Origin of the sequence: Pseudomonas sp. S07E 245 (assembly GCF_019599025.1) — a bacterium.
GTDB lineage: Bacteria > Pseudomonadota > Gammaproteobacteria > Pseudomonadales > Pseudomonadaceae > Aquipseudomonas > Aquipseudomonas shirazensis.
Genome location: NZ_CP080625.1, coordinates 1,049,954 through 1,070,565 on the forward strand (window position 1 = coordinate 1,049,954; position 20,612 = coordinate 1,070,565).

Annotated in this window: 18 protein-coding genes; 6 read left to right on the plus strand and 12 right to left on the minus strand. The window is 64.0% G+C overall.

Annotated features, from left to right (window positions below):
• On the minus strand, positions 1-828 hold the full coding sequence (locus K3F44_RS04695) for a sugar phosphate isomerase/epimerase (RefSeq protein WP_220633429.1): 828 nt from the start codon (positions 826-828) through the stop codon (positions 1-3).
• A gap of 251 nt (positions 829-1,079) precedes the next feature.
• Here K3F44_RS04695 and K3F44_RS04700 point away from each other — a divergent pair, with 251 nt between their 5' ends.
• The 3 genes from K3F44_RS04700 (at position 1,080) to K3F44_RS04710 (ending at position 4,146) form a co-directional block, all read left to right on the plus strand.
• Positions 1,080-1,934: an IclR family transcriptional regulator gene (locus tag K3F44_RS04700; protein WP_101318639.1), complete on the plus strand. Its 855-nt coding sequence runs from the start codon at positions 1,080-1,082 to the stop codon at positions 1,932-1,934.
• Positions 1,931-3,631, plus strand: a complete 1,701-nt coding sequence (locus K3F44_RS04705) for an FAD-dependent oxidoreductase (protein ID WP_220633430.1) — start codon at positions 1,931-1,933, stop codon at positions 3,629-3,631. Before K3F44_RS04700 ends, K3F44_RS04705 begins: the two co-directional genes overlap by 4 nt.
• Positions 3,632-3,711: 80 nt before the next feature.
• Positions 3,712-4,146 (plus strand): NUDIX hydrolase, encoded by a 435-nt coding sequence (locus K3F44_RS04710; protein WP_259407027.1) that lies wholly within the window; start codon positions 3,712-3,714, stop codon positions 4,144-4,146.
• A gap of 5 nt (positions 4,147-4,151) precedes the next feature.
• On the opposite strand, the gene K3F44_RS04715 is transcribed toward K3F44_RS04710, so the two are convergent.
• Positions 4,152-4,355, minus strand: a complete 204-nt coding sequence (locus tag K3F44_RS04715; RefSeq protein ID WP_101318645.1) for a hypothetical protein — start codon at positions 4,353-4,355, stop codon at positions 4,152-4,154.
• Positions 4,356-4,473: 118 nt separating this feature from the next.
• On the opposite strand from K3F44_RS04715, the gene K3F44_RS04720 reads away from it, so the two are divergent.
• Positions 4,474-4,650, plus strand: coding sequence for a hypothetical protein (locus tag K3F44_RS04720; protein WP_220633431.1), 177 nt, complete (start codon positions 4,474-4,476; stop codon positions 4,648-4,650).
• On the opposite strand, the gene K3F44_RS04725 is transcribed toward K3F44_RS04720, so the two are convergent.
• The 3 genes from K3F44_RS04725 to K3F44_RS04735 all read right to left on the minus strand — a co-directional run bounded on the left by K3F44_RS04725 (position 4,638) and on the right by K3F44_RS04735 (position 9,201).
• Positions 4,638-6,959 carry a TonB-dependent receptor gene (locus tag K3F44_RS04725; RefSeq protein WP_220633432.1) on the minus strand — a complete coding sequence of 774 codons (2,322 nt, stop codon included), beginning with the start codon at positions 6,957-6,959 and terminating at the stop codon, positions 4,638-4,640. The two genes, K3F44_RS04720 and K3F44_RS04725, sit on opposite strands and share 13 nt — an antisense overlap.
• 78 nt (positions 6,960-7,037) lie before the next feature.
• Entirely contained in the window at positions 7,038-8,156 is a 1,119-nt protein-coding gene (locus K3F44_RS04730; RefSeq protein WP_188035762.1) for an aryl-sulfate sulfotransferase, read from the minus strand.
• 61 nt (positions 8,157-8,217) lie between these two features.
• Positions 8,218-9,201, minus strand: a complete 984-nt coding sequence (locus K3F44_RS04735) for an aliphatic sulfonate ABC transporter substrate-binding protein (RefSeq protein WP_220633433.1) — start codon at positions 9,199-9,201, stop codon at positions 8,218-8,220.
• 85 nt (positions 9,202-9,286) lie between these two features.
• On the opposite strand from K3F44_RS04735, the gene K3F44_RS04740 reads away from it, so the two are divergent.
• Positions 9,287-10,372 (plus strand): GlxA family transcriptional regulator, encoded by a 1,086-nt coding sequence (locus K3F44_RS04740; protein WP_259407028.1) that lies wholly within the window; start codon positions 9,287-9,289, stop codon positions 10,370-10,372.
• Positions 10,373-10,379: 7 nt separating this feature from the next.
• Here the strand turns inward: K3F44_RS04740 and K3F44_RS04745 are convergent, their stop codons facing one another.
• From K3F44_RS04745 to K3F44_RS04765, 5 genes are all read right to left on the minus strand, one after another.
• The gene (locus K3F44_RS04745) at positions 10,380-11,342 is read right to left on the minus strand and encodes an endonuclease (RefSeq protein ID WP_150573855.1); all 963 of its coding nucleotides are present in this window, start codon (positions 11,340-11,342) and stop codon (positions 10,380-10,382) included.
• A 142-nt stretch (positions 11,343-11,484) separates the two neighbouring features.
• Positions 11,485-13,218 (minus strand): FAD-dependent oxidoreductase, encoded by a 1,734-nt coding sequence (locus K3F44_RS04750; protein WP_259407029.1) that lies wholly within the window; start codon positions 13,216-13,218, stop codon positions 11,485-11,487.
• A 72-nt stretch (positions 13,219-13,290) separates the two neighbouring features.
• Entirely contained in the window at positions 13,291-13,611 is a 321-nt protein-coding gene (locus K3F44_RS04755) for an NIPSNAP family protein (RefSeq protein WP_101318657.1), read from the minus strand.
• Complete coding sequence (locus K3F44_RS04760; protein WP_220633435.1) at positions 13,601-15,343, minus strand: FAD-dependent oxidoreductase; 1,743 nt, start codon at positions 15,341-15,343, stop codon at positions 13,601-13,603. Before K3F44_RS04760 ends, K3F44_RS04755 begins: the two co-directional genes overlap by 11 nt.
• A gap of 26 nt (positions 15,344-15,369) precedes the next feature.
• Positions 15,370-16,185: a shikimate dehydrogenase gene (locus K3F44_RS04765; protein ID WP_220633436.1), complete on the minus strand. Its 816-nt coding sequence runs from the start codon at positions 16,183-16,185 to the stop codon at positions 15,370-15,372.
• Positions 16,186-16,329: 144 nt separating this feature from the next.
• Between K3F44_RS04765 and K3F44_RS04770 the strand changes: the two genes are divergently transcribed.
• Positions 16,330-17,103: an IclR family transcriptional regulator C-terminal domain-containing protein gene (locus tag K3F44_RS04770; protein WP_220633437.1), complete on the plus strand. Its 774-nt coding sequence runs from the start codon at positions 16,330-16,332 to the stop codon at positions 17,101-17,103.
• A 50-nt stretch (positions 17,104-17,153) separates the two neighbouring features.
• On the opposite strand, the gene K3F44_RS04775 is transcribed toward K3F44_RS04770, so the two are convergent.
• A complete protein-coding gene (locus K3F44_RS04775; protein WP_103437031.1) occupies positions 17,154-17,846 on the minus strand; it encodes a type 1 glutamine amidotransferase domain-containing protein in 693 nt (230 codons plus the stop codon).
• Positions 17,847-17,967: 121 nt separating this feature from the next.
• Positions 17,968-20,532 (minus strand): EAL domain-containing protein, encoded by a 2,565-nt coding sequence (locus tag K3F44_RS04780; protein ID WP_220633438.1) that lies wholly within the window; start codon positions 20,530-20,532, stop codon positions 17,968-17,970.
• Positions 20,533-20,612: the final 80 nt, after the last annotated feature.

Genomic DNA, 20,612 nt, shown 5'->3' on the forward strand with positions numbered 1-20,612 from the left:
TCAGCGCAGGCTGGCGAGCACCTCGCGTGCCTTGTCCAATGCCAGTCTGGCGCGGTCATAGGGACTGACGCCTTGCTCCATCAGTTGCCGGGTGGGGATCTCCAGGCTCAGCGGAATACCGCTCGGCAGTGCCTTGAGCAAACCGTGCAGGTCACAATCGCCATCCCCTGGGAAGCGTCGTTCCTGGCGAGCCTGGCGCAGGATCTCGGCCATCTCCGCAGGCCGTGGGCCCACCACGTCGCACAGCTGGGCGTAGCGCAGGCGCTGCGGCGCAGTTGCGCTGGCGGCAGCGAGTGCTTGCAGCGACGAGCCTGAGCGATCGAAGTGGAAGGCATCGACCAACACCGCGCCGTTGCTGCGTCCAGCCTGCTCGACGATGTGCCAGGCCTCGGCCAGGTTGCGCACATCGGTCCAGGGCATGAACTCCAGATTGACATGGATACCGAAGGGTAGGGCCAGCTCGCAAAGCGCGGCGAAATTGTCGGCCGTGCGCACTGGGTCCGGATCGTTGCCGGCAATCAGCAGGTCGCTTGCTTCAAATTCGGCGCCGGCCTCCAGCACGGGCAGAAACGCCTGCACCTGGGTGTCTGGCTTGAGCCGCAGGATCTCGATATCCAGCACCTTGGTCCCGGTGTCGCGCAGGCGCTGAAGGGTCTGGCGCCGTAACTGCGCATCGGCTACCAGCGGGAAGTGGTGCTCTTCAGGGGTTGCAGGCTCCAGGCGCAGGCCCACATGGCTATAGCCGGCGCGCGCTGCAACCTCGACCATATCGGGCGGGGACAGCTCAAGTACGGTCAGGGCAGCAAGGGAGAATATCTGGTCGCTCATGCTTGGCTCTCTAATTGTGTAGCGGCGCTGGTCTGGTGTGCGCCGGTTAGAATCGAGTTCCAGTTGTAATCAAATTCTTCCCTGAGGACTACCTGAAAAGCGCGCCCAAGCGGCGCTTTCGTTCGATAATCGCCCTCATTAATCCGCTTAACGCTGCCCTTTGATTGACCCTCCTGCATTGCTGGAATAGTTTTCCAGTCACAGAACACCCATTTGGGCTGTCTTATGTAGCTCGGGACCAGGAGACCTTGATGAGCAACGTCGCAAGCACCGCAGAATCACCCTACGCAGGCCTCTTCGATCGCGGGCTTGCGGTGCTGGAACTGCTCGCCAGCAGCGCCGAAGGCAGCTCGCTGACGGACATTTCCGAGCAACTGCAGATCCCCCGCAGCGCCACCCACAGGCTGCTGAGCACTTTGTGCGACACCGGCTATGCCCGGCAGGAGCACGAGCGCGGCACTTATGTGCTGACCTCCAAACTGCAGGCGCTGGCGTTTACTCACCTGGCCGCCGACGGCACGATCGATGCTGTGCAACCGGTGCTCAACCGGCTTGCGGCCGAGGTCGGCGAGCTGGTGCGGCTGTCGGTGGTGGACGAGCAGCGCCTGACCTGGGTTGCCCGTGCGCAAGGCGCACGTTCCGGGCTGCGCTATGACCCGGACATGGGCATGGAGGCCAGGCTGTCCTGTTCAGCCAGTGGCTATGCGTGGTTGGCGAGCATGACCGACAAGCAGGCCCTGGCCCTGATTCTCAGGCAGGGCCTGGGGCAAGTGCAGAATTATGGTCCGAACGCACCACAGACGGTGGAAGCGCTGCTGACCAATATTCAGGCCGCGCGCGAGCAAGGATACGCGCTGGCTGTACAGACCTTTGCCGACTGGATGTCGGCCATCGCAGTGGCATTGCATCATCCGGTCACCCACGAGGTGATCGGCGTGGTCAGCGTTGCCGGGCCGGTCTTTCGCCTTGGCGAGGCACGGCTGCACCAGATCGCGCCGGCGCTGATCGCCGCGGTGGCAGAGATCCGGCAGTTGATACCAGGCTCGCCAGCCTTGATGAGCCCAGGCCTGACCGCTCTAAGCCTCACTCCGGGGGGCCAGGCATGAGCATGCGACGTCTGGACTGCGACCTGCTGGTGATTGGTTCGGGAGCCTCCGGGCTGGCGGCGGCAGTCACTGCTGCGGCGCAGGGGCTGAAGGTCATTGTTGTAGAGAAACACTCATCCTTTGGCGGCGCTACGGCGTGGTCCGGTGGCTGGTTGTGGGTGCCAGGCAATCCGCTGGCCAAACGCGCCGGTATCCATGAGGACCCGCAACAACCACGCACTTACCTCAAACACCAGCTCGGCGACCGCTACAACGCGGAGCGGGTGGATGCGTTTCTCGACAATGCGCCGAAGATGGTCGCGTTTTTTGAAGAGAACACTGCGCTGCAATGGGCCGATGGCAATGGCATCCCGGATATTCACGGGCACTTGCCGGGCGCGGCGACTCAGGGACATCAGGTGATCGCCGCCCCGTATGACGCGCGCGCCATGGGCCCGCTGATCAAGCGCATGCGCACGACCATGCGCGAGACCTCGTTCATGGGCATGCCGATCATGGCCGGTGCTGACCTGTCGGCTTTCCTCAGCATGACCCGCTCGTTCAAGTCACTGCTGCACGTCAGCAAGCGTATGCTCCGGCACCTGCGCGACCTGGCCGTGCATGGCCGGGCCATGCACCTGGTCAATGGCGTGGCACTGGTGGGCCGGCTGGCCAAGTCAGCCGAAGACCTGGGCGTGACGCTGATCGAGTCGGCGCCGGCGCAGCGCTTGCTGCAGGAGCAGGGCAGAGTGATCGGCGCGCTGGTCGAGACGCCTGCTGGGCCCACCGAGATTCATGCGCGGTGCGGGGTGGTGCTGGCTGCCGGTGGCTTCCCCAACGATCTGCAGCGCCGGCAAGCGCTGTTCCCGCGCACATCGGCCCCTGAAGATCACCTGGCCCTGCCGCCGGTTCAGTGCAGCGGCGATGGTATTTCGCTGGGCGAGGCGGTGGGTGGCGTGCTCGAACTCGATGTTGCTTCAGCGGCAGCCTGGGCGCCGGTGTCGCTGGTGCGCCATGCGGACGGCAGCAGTGGCCACTTCCCGCATATCATCGACCGGGCCAAGCCGGGATTGATCGGCGTGCTGTCCAACGGCAAGCGCTTCGTCAATGAGGCTGACGGTTACTACGACTACACCGCAGCCATGGTGGCTGCCGCGCCAGCAGGTGAGGAGGTTGCGTCCTGGCTGATTTGCGATCATCGCTTCCAGCGCCGCTTCGGTCTTGGCCATTCGCGGCCGTTCCCACTGCCGGTTGGGCCGTCGGTGCGCAGCGGCTATCTGCAACGCTGCGCCACCCTCGAGGGGCTGGCGCAAGCCTGCGGGATCGACCCGGCAGGCTTGCTCGAAACCGTGCGCAGCTTCAATGAACATGCCCGCAAGGGTGAGGACCCGGAGTTTGGCCGTGGGCTTAGTGCCTATAACCGCAAGCAGGGTGACCCGCTGGTGACAAAGGGCAACCCGTGCGTGGCACCGATCGAGCATGGCCCGTTCTATGCGGTCAAGGTCCGCCCTGGCAGCTTCGGCACCTTTGCCGGGTTGAAAACCAACGGCAACGCGCAGGTGCTGAACAGCGCAGGCGTGGCTATTGCAGGTCTGTATGCAGTGGGCAGCGATATGGCCAGCATCATGGGCGGCATGTATCCGTCAGGCGGGATCAACCTCGGGCCGGCCATGACCTTCGGTTACGTCGCAGGTCTGCATGCTGCGCAGAGCAGATGAAGGTGCTGAGTCATACGAGCCGAACCAATTGAGCTACAACTGACTCAATAGGCCATCTACATGATGGGTTTTTGCCATGATTGATTCAGCCGCTTCATTCACCGATTTGCTCCAAGCTGGAGGGGCCTGTGCCAGGCTCCGCTAAGCTTCGCGCCCGCGCCACGGTCATTTGCCTGCGTGAAGGCAATGTGCTTTTAGTGCGCAAGTCGGGAGGCAAATGGAATTTTCCTGGCGGCGCGATCGAGCAGGGCGAGCTACCGGTTCAGGCGGCTGCAAGGGAGATGAGCGAGGAGACTGGGCTCGACTGCGAAGCACTGCTGGAATTATGCACCTTGGAAGAGGGCAGCGTGCTCCATCACATCTTCACCACGCAATTGTTCGAAGGTGCCAAACCCGCACCCGGCAACGAGATTGTCGCCTGCAAATGGGTCAAGCGCGTTGCGCTTAATAAGACTCAACTCAGCCCCAGCGCTTCAGCCTTGATGGCCCGTGCGCTGCCTGCCCTGATGGCCTGAATGGCTCAAGCGCAGGCGGTTTCGTTGCGCCTGGCGCATTCCGCCTGGGCGTCTGCGCGCTTGGCGTAGGTGGGGGTCAAACGCAACTTGGCGACAGTGTCATACAAGTCAAAGCCGTTGCACGACGGCGCGGTACAAAATCCTACCGCTCTGCGGTAGTGATATTCCTTGATCGGTAAAGCCGAAACCACGACAAAACGTGCGCGCATGCTGGTGCCTCCGATGGCAATACCAAACTATTAGTCATATTGTGGGTACTAAGCAAGCAGACTAATACTAGGCCGACCGGTGGCAGCCGCGCTGACGCGCACGTGTAGGAGCGGCCTAGTGTCGCGAAAGGCGCTGTTGGCGTCGTACCCGGTGGATATGGTCTATTGTGATGCGATGCATCACACCAGCGTGAAATGCTCGATCACCATCGAGGTCGAGTCGACTGCGGGCAAAGGCACCACCTTCAACGTGCGTATCCCGCTGCAGGTGGCGACGGTTGCTCAGAAGTCGTAGCGGCCAGTGACGCCAAGTGTGCGGGGTGTTCCCAACACCCCGGTGTAGGCACCGTTGGGTGAGTTCCACAAGGTGCTGTAGTAGGTCTTGTTGCCGGCATTGCGCAGCCACAGTGACAGGTCCCACTGGCCGTCGCCGAGGTCGCCGCGCACGCCCGCCGAAAGATTGACCACCGCATAACTGGGCAACTGCGCAAAGCGCGAGTCATCCACCGTGCCGACCGCGTGCGAGCGGAATGCATAGCTGGCATTGACGTAAGGCCGCAACATCCCGGCCTGCCATTCATAGGCGCCGTTGGCATTGAAGATCCACTTCGAGGCGCCGACCACCGCGTGCCCGCTCAGATCACAGGAGGCCGGTGCGCCCGGTTGCAAGGCGACCTCAGCCGGGCAGGGCGCGTCGACGTAGTCGCGATAGCGCACGTCGTTCCACGAGCCGTTGAGGTTCAAGGTCAGACCGCGGATCGGCAGCAACGTCGACTCAAGCTCCAGCCCGCGGCTGCGCACCGCTCCGGCGTTGGTCAGGTAGCTGGTGAGGTTGGCATCATCGTAGGCGTTGGTCTGGTAGCCATGCACCTCAGTCCAGAACAGGTTGGCATTGAGCAGCAGGCGCTGATCGAACAGGCTGCTCTTGAGACCAAGCTCGGCATCGTTGGCGCGTTCGCTGCCAATCAACAGCGAGTCGGCGCCGGCCACCGGCGCGCTGGCGACGCTGAGGTTGACCCCGCCGGACTTCTCGCCGTGGGACAACGATGCGTAGCCCATCACCTGATCATTGAAGTGGTAGGCGAGGCTGACCAGCGCCGAGGGGCTGAAACTGTACAGGCCAAGGTCGCCCGAGTCGTAAGCACCCAGCCGCGCCGCGCGCACGTTGGCAGCAGCACCCGTCACCGATGCGCCGCCGCTGGGCGCAAAACGGTTGACCCGCGCCTGCTTGACCTCATAAGTGCCGCGCAGACCGGCGCTCAGGTCCAGACGCGGCGTCAGGTGCCAGGTGCCCTGGGCGAACAAGGCAAAGCTGTCGGTATCGATGCGTCCCTTACCCAGGCTGGAGACATCGTTCAAGGCGCCTTGAGGCGTGCCGTTCCAGGTGTCGGCGAGCGGGCCGTAGTCGGTGAACACTTCATTGCGCATTTCCTGGCGCATGTAGTAAGCCCCGGCTACATAGTCGAACAACTCCCCGCGCGGCGAGGCCAGGCGCAGCTCCTGCGAATACTGGCGGTCGCGCGCCGACTGGCCGACATTGCGCATCACCGGTACGTTCAGCTCGTCATCGTTGCGCGGGGTGAAATCCCACCAGCGCCAGGCGGTGATCGAGGTCAGGGTGTAATCACCCGGCAGGGTCCAGTTGGCTTCCAGCGAGCTGCCGCCCTGAAATACGCGCACGTTCTGTTCGGCATCCAGATTGACCCGACGGCCCTCGGCCAACGTTGCGCCCACGGCTGCTGCGCGCTGCTGATAGCGGTTGACGCCGTTGATGGTCGGCCCGGTGCTGAACAACGAGCGCGTGCCTGCGCTGGAGTCTTCTTCGTTGTAGTCGGCGATCCAGCGCAGGTTGAAGCTGTCGTTGGGTTCGAACAGCAATTGCCCACGTAGGCCCTGGCGGGTGCCGCCACCCAGGGTTTCACCATTGAACTGGTTATCGACGTAGCCATTTTCTTCGCTGCGGTAGGCCGAAAGGCGCCCTGCCAAGGTGCTGCTCAATGGCCCGCCGAGGCTGGCGTGTGTCTGCTGATAGCCGCCTTCGCCGATCGATGTGGCGACGCTGCCCTCGGGGCTGAAGGTCGGCCGCCGAGTGCTGATATTGAGCACTCCGGCGGTGGTGTTCTTGCCAAACAAAGTGCCTTGCGGGCCGCGCAGCAGCTCCAGCTGCTCGATGTCGAGCAGGTCGAACACGGCCATGCCTGGTCGGCCGAGATAGACGTTGTCGAGGTAGATGCCGGCGCTGCCCTCGAGGCCGTCGCTCGCCGGATTGTTGCCCAGGCCGCGAATCGACAGGCTCGACTGACGGGCATGCATGAACGCGACGTTGACGCTGGGCATGGCTTGTTGCAGGTCTTGCAGCCGGTACAACCGTTGGTTCTGCAGGGTCTGCGCTGACAACACCGACATCGCTGAGGGCACGCTTTGCGCATCTTCCTCGCGGCGCCGGGCATTGACGGTAACGGTTTGCAGGCTCGTGTCGTCGGCGTGCGCCGAGGCTGCGAGCGGCTCTGCGGCATGGCTTGGGCTGCACGCCAGCGCGAACAGGCCGGGGATAACCCGGGGCCAGAGGCACGCGCGGCGCTGATGAGAAAAACGCAGGTTCATCGGTAACTCCAGTGATGAGGCACCTCTCGCTGCGCGTGGTTTGCGTAAGCGTGATCGCAAGGGTTGGGGGGTATTGGCTCAGTCGCGCAGCCAGGGGATATCGGCGGCCTGATAGCGATGGGCGCGGAAGATCGCGTTGTTTTCACCGGGCAGGTACGCACGCGAGGCGGCGTCCGGGTACGCGGCAAAGTGCGGATTGATGTATTCCCATACCACTTCGCCGGCGCGGGTTACCTCGAACAGCCGGCCGAAGTTGGCTTCGGTGATCAAGGTATTGCCGTTATGCAGGCGTTGGGCACCGCCCATGAACGGGGTGAAGAAGGCATAGCCTGGGCTGTCGGCGTATTGCCATTCAATGCGCTGGGTATGCGGGTCGACTTCGATGACCCGCGAATGCGGCATCGACACGTGTGGCCGCGAGATGCCGTTGTCGAAGATCAGGATGCGCCCGTCCTCAAGTTCACTTGGGCAGTGCTGCTGGGCTACCACATCGTGACCCAGGCGCCAGAGCACGCGGTCGCTGGCCTTGTCCACGGCAATCACCGCCGACACGCTGCGCAGGCTGAGAATGACCTTGCCGTCGCGGCCCGGAGTAACTGCGTTGGTCATCGGCCAGTGATAGCGCTCAAAGCAGGCGTGCAGCGGGTAGTCTTCCGGCGCCAGGTGCTCCCAACTGCGCCATTGCCAGACCAGCGTGCCGCTGCGGTCGACCTCCTTGACCACATCGCCATAGATCACCCCGCCTGCGGCCTCGCTGCCGGGGATACCGCCCTGGATGCGCTGCGCAAACGCTGCCGGCAGTGGCTCGGCGGTGGTGTAGAGCAGGTTGCCGTTGGCCAGCCATTGGGCATCGTGGTGGTGCGCCAGGTCGGTGTACTCCCAGACCACCTCGCCGTCCGGCGTAACCTCGCTGAAGGCACCGCCATGCCAGACCGACCAGCCGCCGAACAGCTCAGCCGAGTCTGGGTGGTTGCCGTTGTAGCCCAGGTTGCCATTGGCCAGGATCACCGCATCGCGGCCGGGCCGCTGCGGCAGTTTCCAGTGGTGTACCTGCTCACCGCGCAGGTTGATCAGGTACACGTTGCCGTCGGCGGTCTGCGGCGCAAACAGGGTGTAGCCGCCAGCCGAACGTTCGGCGTCGATGCCGATCAGGCCGGTGGCATGGCGACGCAAGGTAGTGCGGTCGAGTGCGGGCATGGCTTTTCTCCAGATGAGCGCGGCCCTGCCGACGAGTGCGGCATGCTGCGCGGGGTTCAGGTCAGGGGCGGTGGGGCAACAGCGGGTTGTAGCGGTCGTCGAAGGCCTCGGCGACCTTGATCGGGCGGGGCAGCAAGCGCGCCTCGGTGAAGCGGTCAGCCAGACGTTGCTGCAGGTCGGTCACCCGTGGGTCCAGCGCCACGTAGTGCAGCTGCTGGCTGGCGAGCATCTCCTGCAGCAACGGCAACGGCAGGCGGGTGACTGTGGCCAGTTGCGCGGCCCAGGCGTCGGGATGCGCGGTGGCCCAGTCCTGCGCGCGCGCCAGGCGCTGGATGAAGTCGCCAAGCAGCTCGGCCTTGACCGGGTCTTGCAGCGCGGCGAGGCTGGCGACGGTGAAGTTGAGGCCGGTTTCTGGCCATTGGCTGCCGTCGAGCAGCTTGCGCGCACCGCGCGAGGTGGCCTGGCCGACAAATGGATACCACACCGCCCAAGCATCCAGCTTGCCGCTGGCGAAGGCGTTTTGCGCATCGACCGGGCTGGCGTAGACCAGCTCGACGTCGCTGCTGCGCAACCCGGCCTGGGCAAGCGCTGCCAGCAGCAGATAGTGACCGCTGGTGCCCTTGGCCACGGCAATCCGTTTGCCCTTGAGCTCGGCTACCTGGCTAATCGACGAGTTGCCCTGAACCAGCAGGGCGTTGTTGTTCTGCGCGCCTTCGGCAGCGGCTACCACCCGCACATCGAAGCCGCCGGCCTGGGCGAAGACGGGCGGAGCATTGCCGACTACGCCGACATCGACTGCCGCAGCGTTCAGGGCTTCCAGCAATGCAGTGCCGGCCGCAAAAGGGTGCCAGTCGAGGCGATAAGGCAGCCCTTGATCCTCACCCGCAGCCGCCAGCAGAGCCTGGGTCAAGCCGCTCTGGTCACCCACCTCCAGTTCGGCCACCGACGCTGCCTGAGCGGGCAGGGCGGCGAACAGCAGGCTGGTCAACAACAGCTGTGCCAGGGGGCGCGCAAGGTACTTGGCAGGCAACGATTTTGTCGGCATCGTCTGGGCTCTTGAATTGGAAAGTGCACTCAGTATGTCCACGCGGCCTCGTCCCCACCATGTCAAACACCCCTCGTTTTCTGCCATGACGGCGCCGCGAACAATACTGGTGCTGGCCTTCCCCGGCGCACTGCTGCTCAACGCCGCCGGGCCGTTGGAGGTGTTCGCCGCCGCGCCACGGGTACTTGCTGGCGAGTTGGCAAGTAACCCGCCGTATCGGGTGGTGTTGGCCTCGCCCGCAGGGGGCGAGGTCGAGACGATCTCCGGTATTGGGGTCATGACCCGCTCTTTGCAGGAGGTCGAGGCCGAGGCAGTGCTGGACACGCTGATCGTGATTGGCGGGCCGGGGGTGGCCGCGCTGGAGCGTGACGCCGAGGTGATTGCGTGGTTGCAACGGCGTGCGCCGAGTGCGCGGCGCGTCTGCTCGATTGGCAGCGGCGCGTTTGCCTTGGCCGCTGCCGGCCTGCTCGACGGGCGGCGGGTGGTCACCCACTGGCAGTTTGCCGAGAGCCTGCAGCGCAGTTACCCGGCATTGACCGTCGAGCACGACGGGCTTTACCTGCACGACGGCGCGCTGTGGACCTGTGGTGGCGCCAGTGCCGGGATCGATCTAGGGCTGGCGTTGGTCGAGGAGGACCTCGGCCCCCATGCTGCGCTGGCCCTGGCCCGCTACTTCACGCTGTTTCTGCGCCGCTCGGCCGAGCAGGCCCAGCTCAGCGCACCGCTCAAGGCGCAGAGCGATGCCCTGCGTAGCGACCGTGATCAGCGCCTGGTGCGCCTGCATGGCTGGATTGCCGAGAACCTCGACAGTGATCTGCGCGTCGAGCGCCTGGCCGAGAAGTTCGGTATGAGCCCGCGCCATTTTGCCCGCGCCTACACCGCAGCCACCGGCGGCACCCCGGCACAGACGGTCGAGACCTTGCGCCTCGAGGCTGCCTGCCGTTTGCTCGAGACCAGCCAGGAGCCGATCAAGCGGATTGCCGAAACCAGCGGCTTCGGCAATGAAGAGCGCATGCGCCGTAGCTTCCAGCGCCAGCTCGGCGTGAGCCCGTTGGCCTATCGCTCACACTCGCGGCTCACCTCAGCGACGCAGGACGCGCCAGCGGCAGGGCAGATCGGTTATCGCCATGACCCCCGGCTGGAGATTGCCATGGAGCACCTGGCGCAGTAGCCAGCGGCTATTTGCAGTTGCCTGCCTTGCGGTACCCGGCAGCCTGCGCCTGGGCTTCGGAGTCGAACGTCACCTGGTTCTTGCTGGCGACCTGGCTGTAGCTCGGGCAGCCGCTGGGCAGGTGATAGACGTGGCTGTTGCGGTTACCGATGATTGTGCCGGTGTTGGCACTGGCCAGTGACGGTTGTGGAGCAGGGCGCGCTGCTTTGCTCGGAACACTGCTGACCACGCCATCGGCCACCGGCTTGTAGCCCGGCGTCCAGCTGCGGGCGCCGGTCACGAACGGGTTGGAATGGCCCATGACGGCGCTGATGCGCCGGTCGCGTTCCTTCTCCCAGGCCGTCACCGGGTGCTGTTTGTCCCAGGCCATCAGCAGCTGTTGCTGTTGCCGCGACATGTTCAGGTTGTAGCGGTCGAACATGTAGAAGGTGGTGCGTGCCACCAGGCCTTTGACCTCGTCACGCGGCTCGGCGGCGCGCTGGTTGAAGTCGACGCGGGTCTGGCACTGGCCATATTGCGGGCCGACGCTTGCGGCCATGCCGTAATTGAAGTTGCTGCGGTCGCCATTCACTTCACCCACGGCCGGGTAGAGGTTGAACAGGTCGGCTTCCATCGCCTTGAACACCGGATCGTCGTTGGCGCAGTTTTCGCGGCCGCCGTTCTTCCAGCACTGGCGCTGGTGGCCGAAGGTCCAGGCCGGGACAATGTGCTCCCATTCGGTACGCTCGGCGCGGCTTTGTTGCTTGCGGGTCTGGTAGCCGCACGACGCCGGGTCGATGCGGCCGCCGGACTTGCCGACCCAGGTCCATTTGCAGCCACAGTACAGCTCGCCCATGGCGCTGCTGGCCTGGTCCAGATAGATCTTCTGTTTGGCGACGACTTTGGCTTCGGTGAAGGTGGCAGGTGGTGTGGCGAAGGCGGGGTAAATGACCGCGAGGCTCAGCCCGAGGACATACAGCAGTTTTTTCATGGTCAGGCTTATCAGTCAGGCTTATCAGATTGGGGCGCGCATTATACGCACGAAACCTGTCTATCTTGCCTACATCAGGGCAGGCTTATGCCTACAGCCAAACACCCTTTGGCCATGCAGGGGTGCTGGCTTGCAGCCATGTTTATCCAAGTTTCTGGCCCGCCAGCATCCGCGCTGCCAGGTAGCCAAAGGTCATACCGGGGCCGAGGGTGATGCCGCCGCTGGGGTAATAGCCGCGCATGATGCTGTTCATGTCATTGCCCACCGCGAACAGCCCAGGGATCGGCGTTTGCTGTTGGTCGAGCACGCGGGCCTGGGCATCGGTGACCAGCCCGGTGAATGTGCCAAGGCTGCCCGGCACCAGCTTGACCGCGTAGAACGGGCCCTGCCGGACACTGCCCAATGACGGGTTGGGGCCGTGCAAGGGTTCACCCTGGGCTCGGTTGTAGGCTGATTCGCCACGTTGAAACAGCGGGTCGCGGCCCTGTTCTGCATGCTGGTTGAAGCGGGCCACGGTCGCTTGCAATTGCTCGCCATCGATCCCGCACTGGCCGGCCAGTGCCGCCAATGTGGGCGCCTTGTGCAGGTAGCCTTGGCGCACGTAGGGGGTGGTCGGAAACGGCCATGGCTTTGACCAGCCGAGGCCATAGCGGCGCTGCGCGCGGTGGTCGCAGATCAGCCAGGCCACCGGGCTTTCATTCGACGCGGTGGCGGCAAACAGCGCGCACATGAAATCGTGGTAGGAGTCGGCCTCATTGACGAAGCGTTGGCCATTTTGCCGCACCGCGATAAAGCCCGGCTTGGCCCGTTCCATAAGGTGGGCGAAGCCGCTGAAGCCGCCATCGGCACGCGGCACCCGCGACACCGGTGCCCAGGCAGCGCCATGGGCCATATCGGCGCTCACCTGCGCACCGACGCTTTCACCCAGGCGCAGGCCATCACCGCTGTTGCCCTTGGGTGCAGCGCTCAAGTGCTCGCTGTCGTCGGCACAGTGAGCGAGCAACTGGGCGCTGCGGTGGCGATCGTGGGGGAAGCCGCCGCATGCCAGCACTACTCCGCGCCTGGAGTGTACCTGGACACGTCGCCCGCCTTGCTCAACCGTCGCTCCGAGCACGCGCTGGCCGTCGCTGAGCAATGCGCGGACAGGGGTTTCGGCAAGTAGCTGCACATCGCGTTGGAGGGCGCTCTTCAGCAGGCGTGCGACCAGCGCATTGCCGTTGACCAGGTGCATGCCGCGGCCATGCCAAAGCATGTCTCGGGCATGGCGCAATACGCGCATGCCGGCGTAGCGCAGTGAGCGCCAGCGGTGTCTGGCATTGAGCAGATTATTCAGGTCAGCGCCGCCGGCAATGCCCATGCCGGCCGGACTGATCAGGTCGAGTGGGCGCCGCAGCTTGTTGATCCACGGCCCCAGCTCGCGGCCGTCATAGGGCTCGGCGCAGACCGAGCGGCCGCCTTTGGCATGGCCCGCGCTGGCGTGAAAATCAGGCATCGTGCTGCCGCAGAAAAATTTCACTTCGGTGTGCTGCTGGAAGAAACCGACCATCTCCGGGCCGTGGCGCAAGTACGCCTCCAGGCGCGTATCGAGCTGATCACAATGCAATTCGTTGCACAGGTAGAGCCGCGCCTGCTCGATATCGGCGGCCCCGCCATCAGCGCCCGCCAACGGATTGCCAGGGACCCACAACCAGCCCCCGGACCAGGCGCTGGTGCCGCCGAAAACCGGCTCCTTCTCGACCACGATGACCTCCAGCCCGAGCTCGGCAGCGGTGACGGCTGCAGCCAGGCCCGCGGCGCCGGAGCCGACCACCAGCACATCGCATTGCAGGGTTTGACTGGCCGACAGGGCAGCAGTGTTCGACGGCAAAGCGCTCAAGGCAGCCTCCGTTGTAATGGCTTGAAGAAGCGGCTGCGCCCGAGCGGGCGCGAGCCTTAGGGACCTGCGCGGTTATTGCAGCGGCGAGAAATCGGTCGGGCGCAGCAGGCGCGACTCCAGCGTGACTACCGCATCGAGCGCTTTGTTCTGGCGGGCGAACTCCAGCCAGCGCGGGTCGGCCGCCATTGCTGCGCGGCGGGCGGTGCGCTCATCCAGGCTGGTGTAGGCCCACAGGTGTACCACCTGGTTGACCTCGCCAATTTCGGTGGTGAAAAAGCCGACCAGATGGCCCAGGTGCTCTTGCTGTACTTCCAGCGCAGCGCTTTTGTACAACGCCAGCCAGTCAGCCAGCTTGGTCGGTTTCAGGGTGTAGGTGCGTAGTTCATAGAACATGCTGCTCTCCAGAGGGCTGTGTTGAGTGGGTTGAGGTGGTTGCGGTGGCGCCATTCAGGCGCCCGGCGATGTCTTTGGCAGCCAGATAGGCAAAGGTCAGGGCAGGGCCGAGGGTGATGCCCGGCCCTGGATAGGTGCCGGCCATGATCGAGTTCATTTCGTTGCCGGCGGCATACAGCCCGGCGATCGGTTCGCCCTGTGCGTTGAGCACATTGGCCTGGCCGTTGGTGATCAGCCCGCGTGCCGAACCGAGGTCGCCGGTGTGCAGGCGAATGGCGTAGTAGGGCGGCTTGTTCAGCGGCCTCAGGCAGGGGTTGGGCGTGTGCAACGGGTCGCCCATATAGCGGTTGTAGGCATTGCTGCCCTTGCCGAACTGGCGGTCGACGCCTGCCGCGGCGTCGTTGTTGAAGCGCTGTACGGTCTGCGCCAATTTGCTGGGGTCGATCGCCAGCCGCGCGGCCAACTCGGCCAGGCTATCGGCCCGCAGCAAGTAGCCGGCTGCGATCAATGCGCTGTTGTCGACCGGCCGCGGTCGCGCCAGGCCCAGGCCGTAGGTGTTCAGCGCCTCGCCGTCACAGACCAGCCAGCAGGGCGCGTTGGCTCCGCCGTTGGCAAACATCGCCTCGACAAAACTGTGATAGGAGTTGGCTTCGTTGACGAAGCGCTGGCCGTCCTGATTGACCGCAATCACTCCCGGCTTGGCGCGGTCGGTGACCAGGTGGGGAAAGCGCTCCTCGCTGCCGTCGGCCTTGCGCAGGCGCGAGACCGGCGCCCAGAAGAAGTTGGCTGCCAGTTGCTCGCCCAGCGCTGCCTGCACCGATGCCGCCAGGCGCTGGCCATCGCCGACATTGGCTGGCGGCGACATGCTCAAGTGCGGCGCAGCACTGGCCGGGCGCCACTGCCCGGCGTGTTCGCCAGCAGCAAAGCCGCCCATGGCCAGCAGCACCCCGCCCCGGGCGCGCACGGCGTGTTCCTCGCCGCGCCAGTGGATGCGCACGCCGCTGACCACACCGTCCTCGACGATCAACGCCTGCGCCGAAGCCTCGAGCCAGAGCTCGACACCATTGGCAAATGCCGTGGTGGCCAGCCGCGCGATCAACGCATTACCGACCGTCAGGCGGGTGCCGCGCGGGTGACTGAGACGATCCAGGCCATAACGCGCAAGCAGTTTCAGGCAATGGCCGAGCGAACGCAGCGAGCGCTTGCAGCTGAGAAAATGCTGGATGTCGACCCGATTGACCATCATCCCGCCAAACAGCAGCATGCCGTCCGGTGGTTGTTTCAGGTGCCTGAACTGCGCGCCCAGGCGGCGCCCGTCGTACTCGTCGATCTCCAGCGCGCGCCCGCTCTGGGTCGCGCCGGGCAGGTACGGGTAATAATCCGGCGACAACGGCCGCAGGCTGTATTTGAGTTCGCTGTTCTGTTGCAGAAAACGCAGCGCCTCACGGCCATGTTCGATAAAGGCGTCGACCAGTTCGGGCTGATAGTTGGCGCCGATGACCTGCTGCAGATACAGGCGCATTTGCTCGGCCGGCAACTGCAGCCCGGCGGCGCGCGCCTGGTCGGTGTCATGCAGCCAGACCGCACCGCCGGAAATCGCCGATGTACCGCCAAAACGGTCGGCTTTTTCCACCAGCAGCACGTTCAAGCCAAGGCTGCTGGCACTTACCGCAGCGGCGAAACCGGCAGCGCCGCTGCCGAGCACGATCAGGTCATAATTTTTGTTGTTCATGTCTGTCACCTGATTGACCCTGCGGGTCAGATATCCAGCGGAGTCACGCCCATGAAATGGCCGAGATTGCCCAACTGCGCCAGGGCCATCTCCGGGCCGGTCTGGATGGCGCAGCCCATGCCCCGGGCAAACGACAGGAACGGCGTGAGCGCCGGCGCCGTGACTACGTCGGCGACCAGGGTGGTGTCGCGCAGGGTCTGCATCAGCGCGACCGGCAGTGGCATCGGCCCGTCGCCAGTAGCGCCCATGCCCACCGGCGAGGCGTTGACCACCAGATCGAATTCGGCCAGCGAGGCGGGGCTGGCGCTGATGGCGATATGCGGGAAGGAGGTGCGCAGCAGCTCAGCCAGCGTTTCGACACGCCGGCCGTCGAGGTCGCTGATGGCCAACCGGGTCAGTCCGGCCTGGCACAGCGAATAGGCGATGGCGCTGCCAACGCCACCAGTGCCGATCACCAGTGCGTTTTTATCGCGCGGATCGAAGCCCTGCTTGCGCGCGGCATTGAGAAAGCCCTCGCCATCGACGATGTCGCCGAGTAAACGGCCATCGGCTTCACGGCGAATCACATTGACCGTGCCCAGCGCCTGGGAGCGTTCGCTGAGGCCGTCCAGGCGGCTGGCCAGCTGCTGCTTGTAGGGCACGGTGACCACGCATCCGCGCAGGTTGTGCCAGCCGCGCAGCATCGTCACAAAGCCATCAAGGGCCGTGTGCTGCAGGTCGATGGCGAGCATGGCGGTGTCCTGACCTTGCTCGGCGAACCAGCGATTGAAGTTTTCCGGTGACTTCACCTGGGCAATAGGTGAGCCGACGATGGCGACCAGTTGGGTCGATCCCTTGATCATATGCAGCACTCGCTGGTTGGCTTTGTTGTGAGCCGATAGTGCGAGCTGCGGTTTGCAGCAACAATCAAGGTGAACGCCAGATCGGTTGATAATCGCGCTGTCGATGCGATAATCGCACTCATCCTTTTAATGAGCGCAGGCGCCATGAAGCAGCCCACTATCCACTCGCGCGATCTGATCGTCGGGCTGCAAAAAGGCCTGGCACTGATGCAGTTGTTTTCCCAGGACCACCCGCGCCTGAGCGTGCCCGAGGCGGCGCGGCTCGCCGACATGACCCATAGCGCCGCCCGGCGCTTCCTGCTGACCCTGGTGCATGACGACTATGCGCAAACTGATGGCCGCTATTACTGGCTGACTGCCAAAGCCCTGCGCATCGGCCAGGCTTACGTCGATTCGGCGGTTTTGCCGCGCATGCTGCGGCCGATCGTCGAGCAGGTCGCGCGAACCACTCAGGAGCATGTTTCGGTCGGGGTGCGTGATGGCGACGACATCGTGCATATCGTACGCAGCCGCTACAGCCACATCGCGTCGCTGTCGATCCGTCCAGGCTCGCGGGTGCCGATGTACTGCACCGGCAGCGGTCGGCTCTGGCTGGCGAGCCTCGATGAAGAAGCGCTGGCGGGCTATTTTGCGCGTAACCCGCTGCGGGCGATTACCCCGTATACCTTGATCGACGAGACAGAGGTGCGCGCCCAGATCAACCTGGCACGCGAGCGCGGGTATGTGTTGCTGGATCAGGAATACGAGGTGGGGATGCGTGTGCTGAGCGTGCCGCTGATCGATCGGGAAGAGCGGTTGCAGGCGGTCCTGACCATCACCACCCATGCCTCGCGAATGACCACCGAGCAGATGCGCGAACGCTATTTGTCGGCGTTGTACGAGGGCCAGGCGTTGTTGCGGCCGATCATGACCTTGTAGTTGAGGGCGGTTCGCCGCCAGCGCCTGAGCGATAGCGGCGAACGTTTGGCTCAGTCAGCCTGTTCCTGGCGCAGTCGCGCCAGCAGCGCCTCTGCCGTCGCTTCCGACGATGCCGGGTTCTGGCCGGTGATCAGGTTGCCGTCCTCGACCACGTAACTGGCCCAGTCGGCGGCTTTGGAGTAGTTGCCGCCTTTGGCCTTGAGCATGTCTTCGACCAGAAACGGCACCACCTTGGTCAGGCCGACGGCTTCTTCCTCGGAGTTGGTGAAGCCGGTTACGCGCTTGCCCTGGACGACCGGGCTGCCATCAGCTGCGTTGACGTTTTTCAGCACGCCTGGGGCATGACACACGGCGGCTACCGGTTTGTTCGAGGCGTAGAAGGCCTCGATCAGGGTTTTCGAGTCGAGGTCTTCGGCCAGGTCCCACAGTGGGCCGTGGCCGCCTGGGTAGAACACTGCATCGAAGTCGTACGGGTCGATCTCGCCCAGCGGCAGGGTGTCGGCGAGTAGCGCTTGCGCTTTGCTGTCAGCGGCGAAGCGGCGGGTGGCTTCAGTCTGTGCGTCGGGTTCATCGCTTTTCGGGTCCAGTGGCGGCTGGCCGCCTTTGGGCGAGGCGAGGGTGACCTCGGCCTGGGCGTCGATGAAGGTGTAATAAGGGGCGGCGAACTCTTCCAGCCAGAAGCCGGTTTTCTTGCCGGTGTCGCCGAGTTGGTCGTGGGATGTCAGGACCATCAGAATCTTCATGTGAGGCTGTCCTCCAGAGCTGGATGTGTAGGTGCGTTTATTTCAGAGGCTTGGCTGGCGCAGACGTTCAACGATTCCGGCCATGAGCCCAGAAACAGCTGGGAGGCGCTGCGAGCCAACCTCAAGCATCCACCCCACCGGCAATCGCAGACAAAGCCCTGAACGCATCACTGCCCAACGGCCGACTCAAGTAATACCCTTGACCTTCATCACACGCCACCGCCTGCAGCAGTTTCAGGTGATCCGTAGTTTCCACGCCTTCAGCGGTAACCGTGAGAGACAACGCCCGACCCAAGCCAACGATGGCCTGAATGATCGCCTGATCACTTTCGTTGTTGTCGCTCTGGTCCAACCGACTAAGAAAGCTTCGGTCGATCTTCAAGCCATCGAACGGAAACGCGCGCAGGTAGCTCAACGACGAATAACCCGTTCCAAAATCATCGAGGGCGATGCGCACGCCCAAGCGTTTAAGCGTGCGCATGATCTCTAGCGCACCCGCAGCATCGTCGAGCATGACCCCTTCGGTGATTTCCAGCTCAAGCCGAGCAGGGGCGATGTTGCTGGCGCTCAGCACATGCTGGATCCGCTCGATCAGGTTGCCGCGTTTGAATTCGGATGGCGACAGGTTGACCGATACAAACAGCTGCGCGGGCCAGTTGGCGGCATTGCGGCAGGCCTGTTCGAGCACCCAGTTGCTCAACGCCAGGATCAACCCGGACTCTTCGGCAATCGGCACGAACACATCCGGTGCGATCTGTCCGCGCAGCGGATGCTGCCAGCGCACCAAGGCTTCGGCGCCGACCATCTGGCCGTCGGCGATGCGGTAGCGGGGCTGGAAGTGCAGCTCCAGCTCGCCGTTCTTGATCGCCTGGCGCAGGTCGCTTTCCAGGCGTCTGCGCTCGATGATCCGCGCGTTCATGTCGCCGGCATAGAAGCGCCAGGTGTTGCGCCCGCCGCTCTTGGCTTCATACAGGGCGATGTCGGCATAGCGCAGCAGTGCGGTCGCCTCGCAGGCATCGTGCGGGGCCATGGCAATGCCGATGCTAGCACTGATGAACACCTCTTGGTCTTCGATCGCGATCGGCATTTCGATGGAGGCGATCAGCCGCCGGCACAGGGTTTCGACCTCTTCCTGAGAACTGACATCGGTCACGATCAGGACGAATTCGTCGCCGCCCACCCGCGCTACCAGGTCGGCATGCCGTACGCAATCGGCCAGGCGACTGGACACTTCATTGAGTACCCGATCACCGGCGGCATGGCCGAGCAGGTCGTTCACCGGTTTGAAGCGGTCCAGGTCCAGGCAGAGCATCACCAGCGGCTGCTCGACAGTGGGCTGGGCCTTCAGTTTGCCGTCGAGGAAGGCCTGCAGGCGGGTGCGGTTGGGCAGGCCAGTCAGGGCATCGTGCTGAGACAGGAACTCGATGCGCCGGCGCGCTTCGACTTCTTCGGTGACATCGGTAGCGGTGCCGCGCACGCCGCCGTCGGGCAAGGTGCGTGCTGACAGGCGGGTGATCCGTGCTTGCCCGCGGGCATCCAGGTAGCGGCATTGCACACTGATCTCGGGGCGGCGGTTGGGAATGCTCAGCCACTGCGATAGCAGACCCATTTCGGTGGTCAGCAGATCGTCGATGTGGGCGCCTAGCCAAGTGTCGCTGGACAGTCCAGTCACGCACTGAAAGCGCTCCGACAGGTAAGTGAAGCGCAGGGCCGCGTCGACCTCCCAGATCCAGTCGGAGCTGGCTTCGGCAACATCGCGAAAGCGCGCTTCGCTGGTGGCCAGGGCAGCCTGGCTGTGTTGCAACGAGGCAAAGCTGGCGTCCAGCGCCTGGGCGGCGGCGGTGGTGCGGCGCAGGATCACCCAAGTCATCAGCGCCACCAGCAAAGCGGCCAGGCCGATCAGCGGCAGGCCAACGGCCAGCAGGCGCCAACCCGGCTGAGCTGGGGTCCATTGCAGGGTGCCGCCGTCATCGGCCAGCGTTACTACGCTATCAACGGAATGCTGGCCATGGCTTGCTACACGCAGCTGAGCTACACCGAAGTCGGTACCCAGGGCAGCCAGTTTTTTTGGGTCCAACACATCGACAAAGATCAGCACCGAGTGTGCTCGGTTGTCTGGCGTGACGGTGGGATCGGTGCCTGGGGTGATGGCCGCTGCGGCAATCACTGCGGGCGCACCGCCAATATTGATATAGCGGGTAACGGAGGTTTGCGCCTCGGCACCGGCCCGGGCCGCGTCGGCGATGCCGGCAATGGGCTGACGCAGCCAGTCGCTGGCTTCTTCACTGCGCTGTTTGCCATCGATTACCGAATACACCGTGCGGTTCTGGTCATCGACCACGAACAGCCCCTGAAAGCCGAAGTCGTCGTACAGCGTCGGGCCGATATTCTGATTGATGTAGGCCCAGTCGGTGTCGACCTCGGCGTGCAAATGGCGGTAGGCATCGCCCCAGAAGGCATAATCCTGAACCGTTACGGCCAAGGATTTTTCCAGCGACTGCACCGCCTTGCGCACGTAGAAGGCATTCTTTTCCTGCTCAGTGCGGTCGAGATCCTGCGCCAGATAGACCAGCGAAATGGCGGCGAGCAAAAACACGCCAGCGAGCAGCGCAACAAATTTGAAAAGTGGCGCACTGGCCAACCGTACGCTGGAAGGGCTGACAGCATTGGAAGAGCTGTTGGACATGGATTGCGCTGCTCGAAAGGGCTCATGGAGGTTATCGGCTGCTTGAACTCGAGGATGAGGAGTGGCGGGCAGTTCCCGAT

Coding starts and splice junctions, on each gene's coding strand:
- K3F44_RS04695 (WP_220633429.1), bottom strand. CDS start 828: ATGAGCGACCAGATATTCTCCCTTGCTGCCCTGACCGTACTTGAGCTG.
- K3F44_RS04700 (WP_101318639.1), top strand. CDS start 1,080: ATGAGCAACGTCGCAAGCACCGCAGAATCACCCTACGCAGGCCTCTTC.
- K3F44_RS04705 (WP_220633430.1), top strand. CDS start 1,931: ATGAGCATGCGACGTCTGGACTGCGACCTGCTGGTGATTGGTTCGGGA.
- K3F44_RS04715 (WP_101318645.1), bottom strand. CDS start 4,355: ATGCGCGCACGTTTTGTCGTGGTTTCGGCTTTACCGATCAAGGAATAT.
- K3F44_RS04725 (WP_220633432.1), bottom strand. CDS start 6,959: ATGAACCTGCGTTTTTCTCATCAGCGCCGCGCGTGCCTCTGGCCCCGG.
- K3F44_RS04730 (WP_188035762.1), bottom strand. CDS start 8,156: ATGCCCGCACTCGACCGCACTACCTTGCGTCGCCATGCCACCGGCCTG.
- K3F44_RS04735 (WP_220633433.1), bottom strand. CDS start 9,201: ATGCCGACAAAATCGTTGCCTGCCAAGTACCTTGCGCGCCCCCTGGCA.
- K3F44_RS04740 (WP_259407028.1), top strand. CDS start 9,287: ATGACGGCGCCGCGAACAATACTGGTGCTGGCCTTCCCCGGCGCACTG.
- K3F44_RS04745 (WP_150573855.1), bottom strand. CDS start 11,342: ATGAAAAAACTGCTGTATGTCCTCGGGCTGAGCCTCGCGGTCATTTAC.
- K3F44_RS04755 (WP_101318657.1), bottom strand. CDS start 13,611: ATGTTCTATGAACTACGCACCTACACCCTGAAACCGACCAAGCTGGCT.
- K3F44_RS04760 (WP_220633435.1), bottom strand. CDS start 15,343: ATGAACAACAAAAATTATGACCTGATCGTGCTCGGCAGCGGCGCTGCC.
- K3F44_RS04765 (WP_220633436.1), bottom strand. CDS start 16,185: ATGATCAAGGGATCGACCCAACTGGTCGCCATCGTCGGCTCACCTATT.
- K3F44_RS04770 (WP_220633437.1), top strand. CDS start 16,330: ATGAAGCAGCCCACTATCCACTCGCGCGATCTGATCGTCGGGCTGCAA.
- K3F44_RS04775 (WP_103437031.1), bottom strand. CDS start 17,846: ATGAAGATTCTGATGGTCCTGACATCCCACGACCAACTCGGCGACACC.
- K3F44_RS04780 (WP_220633438.1), bottom strand. CDS start 20,532: ATGTCCAACAGCTCTTCCAATGCTGTCAGCCCTTCCAGCGTACGGTTG.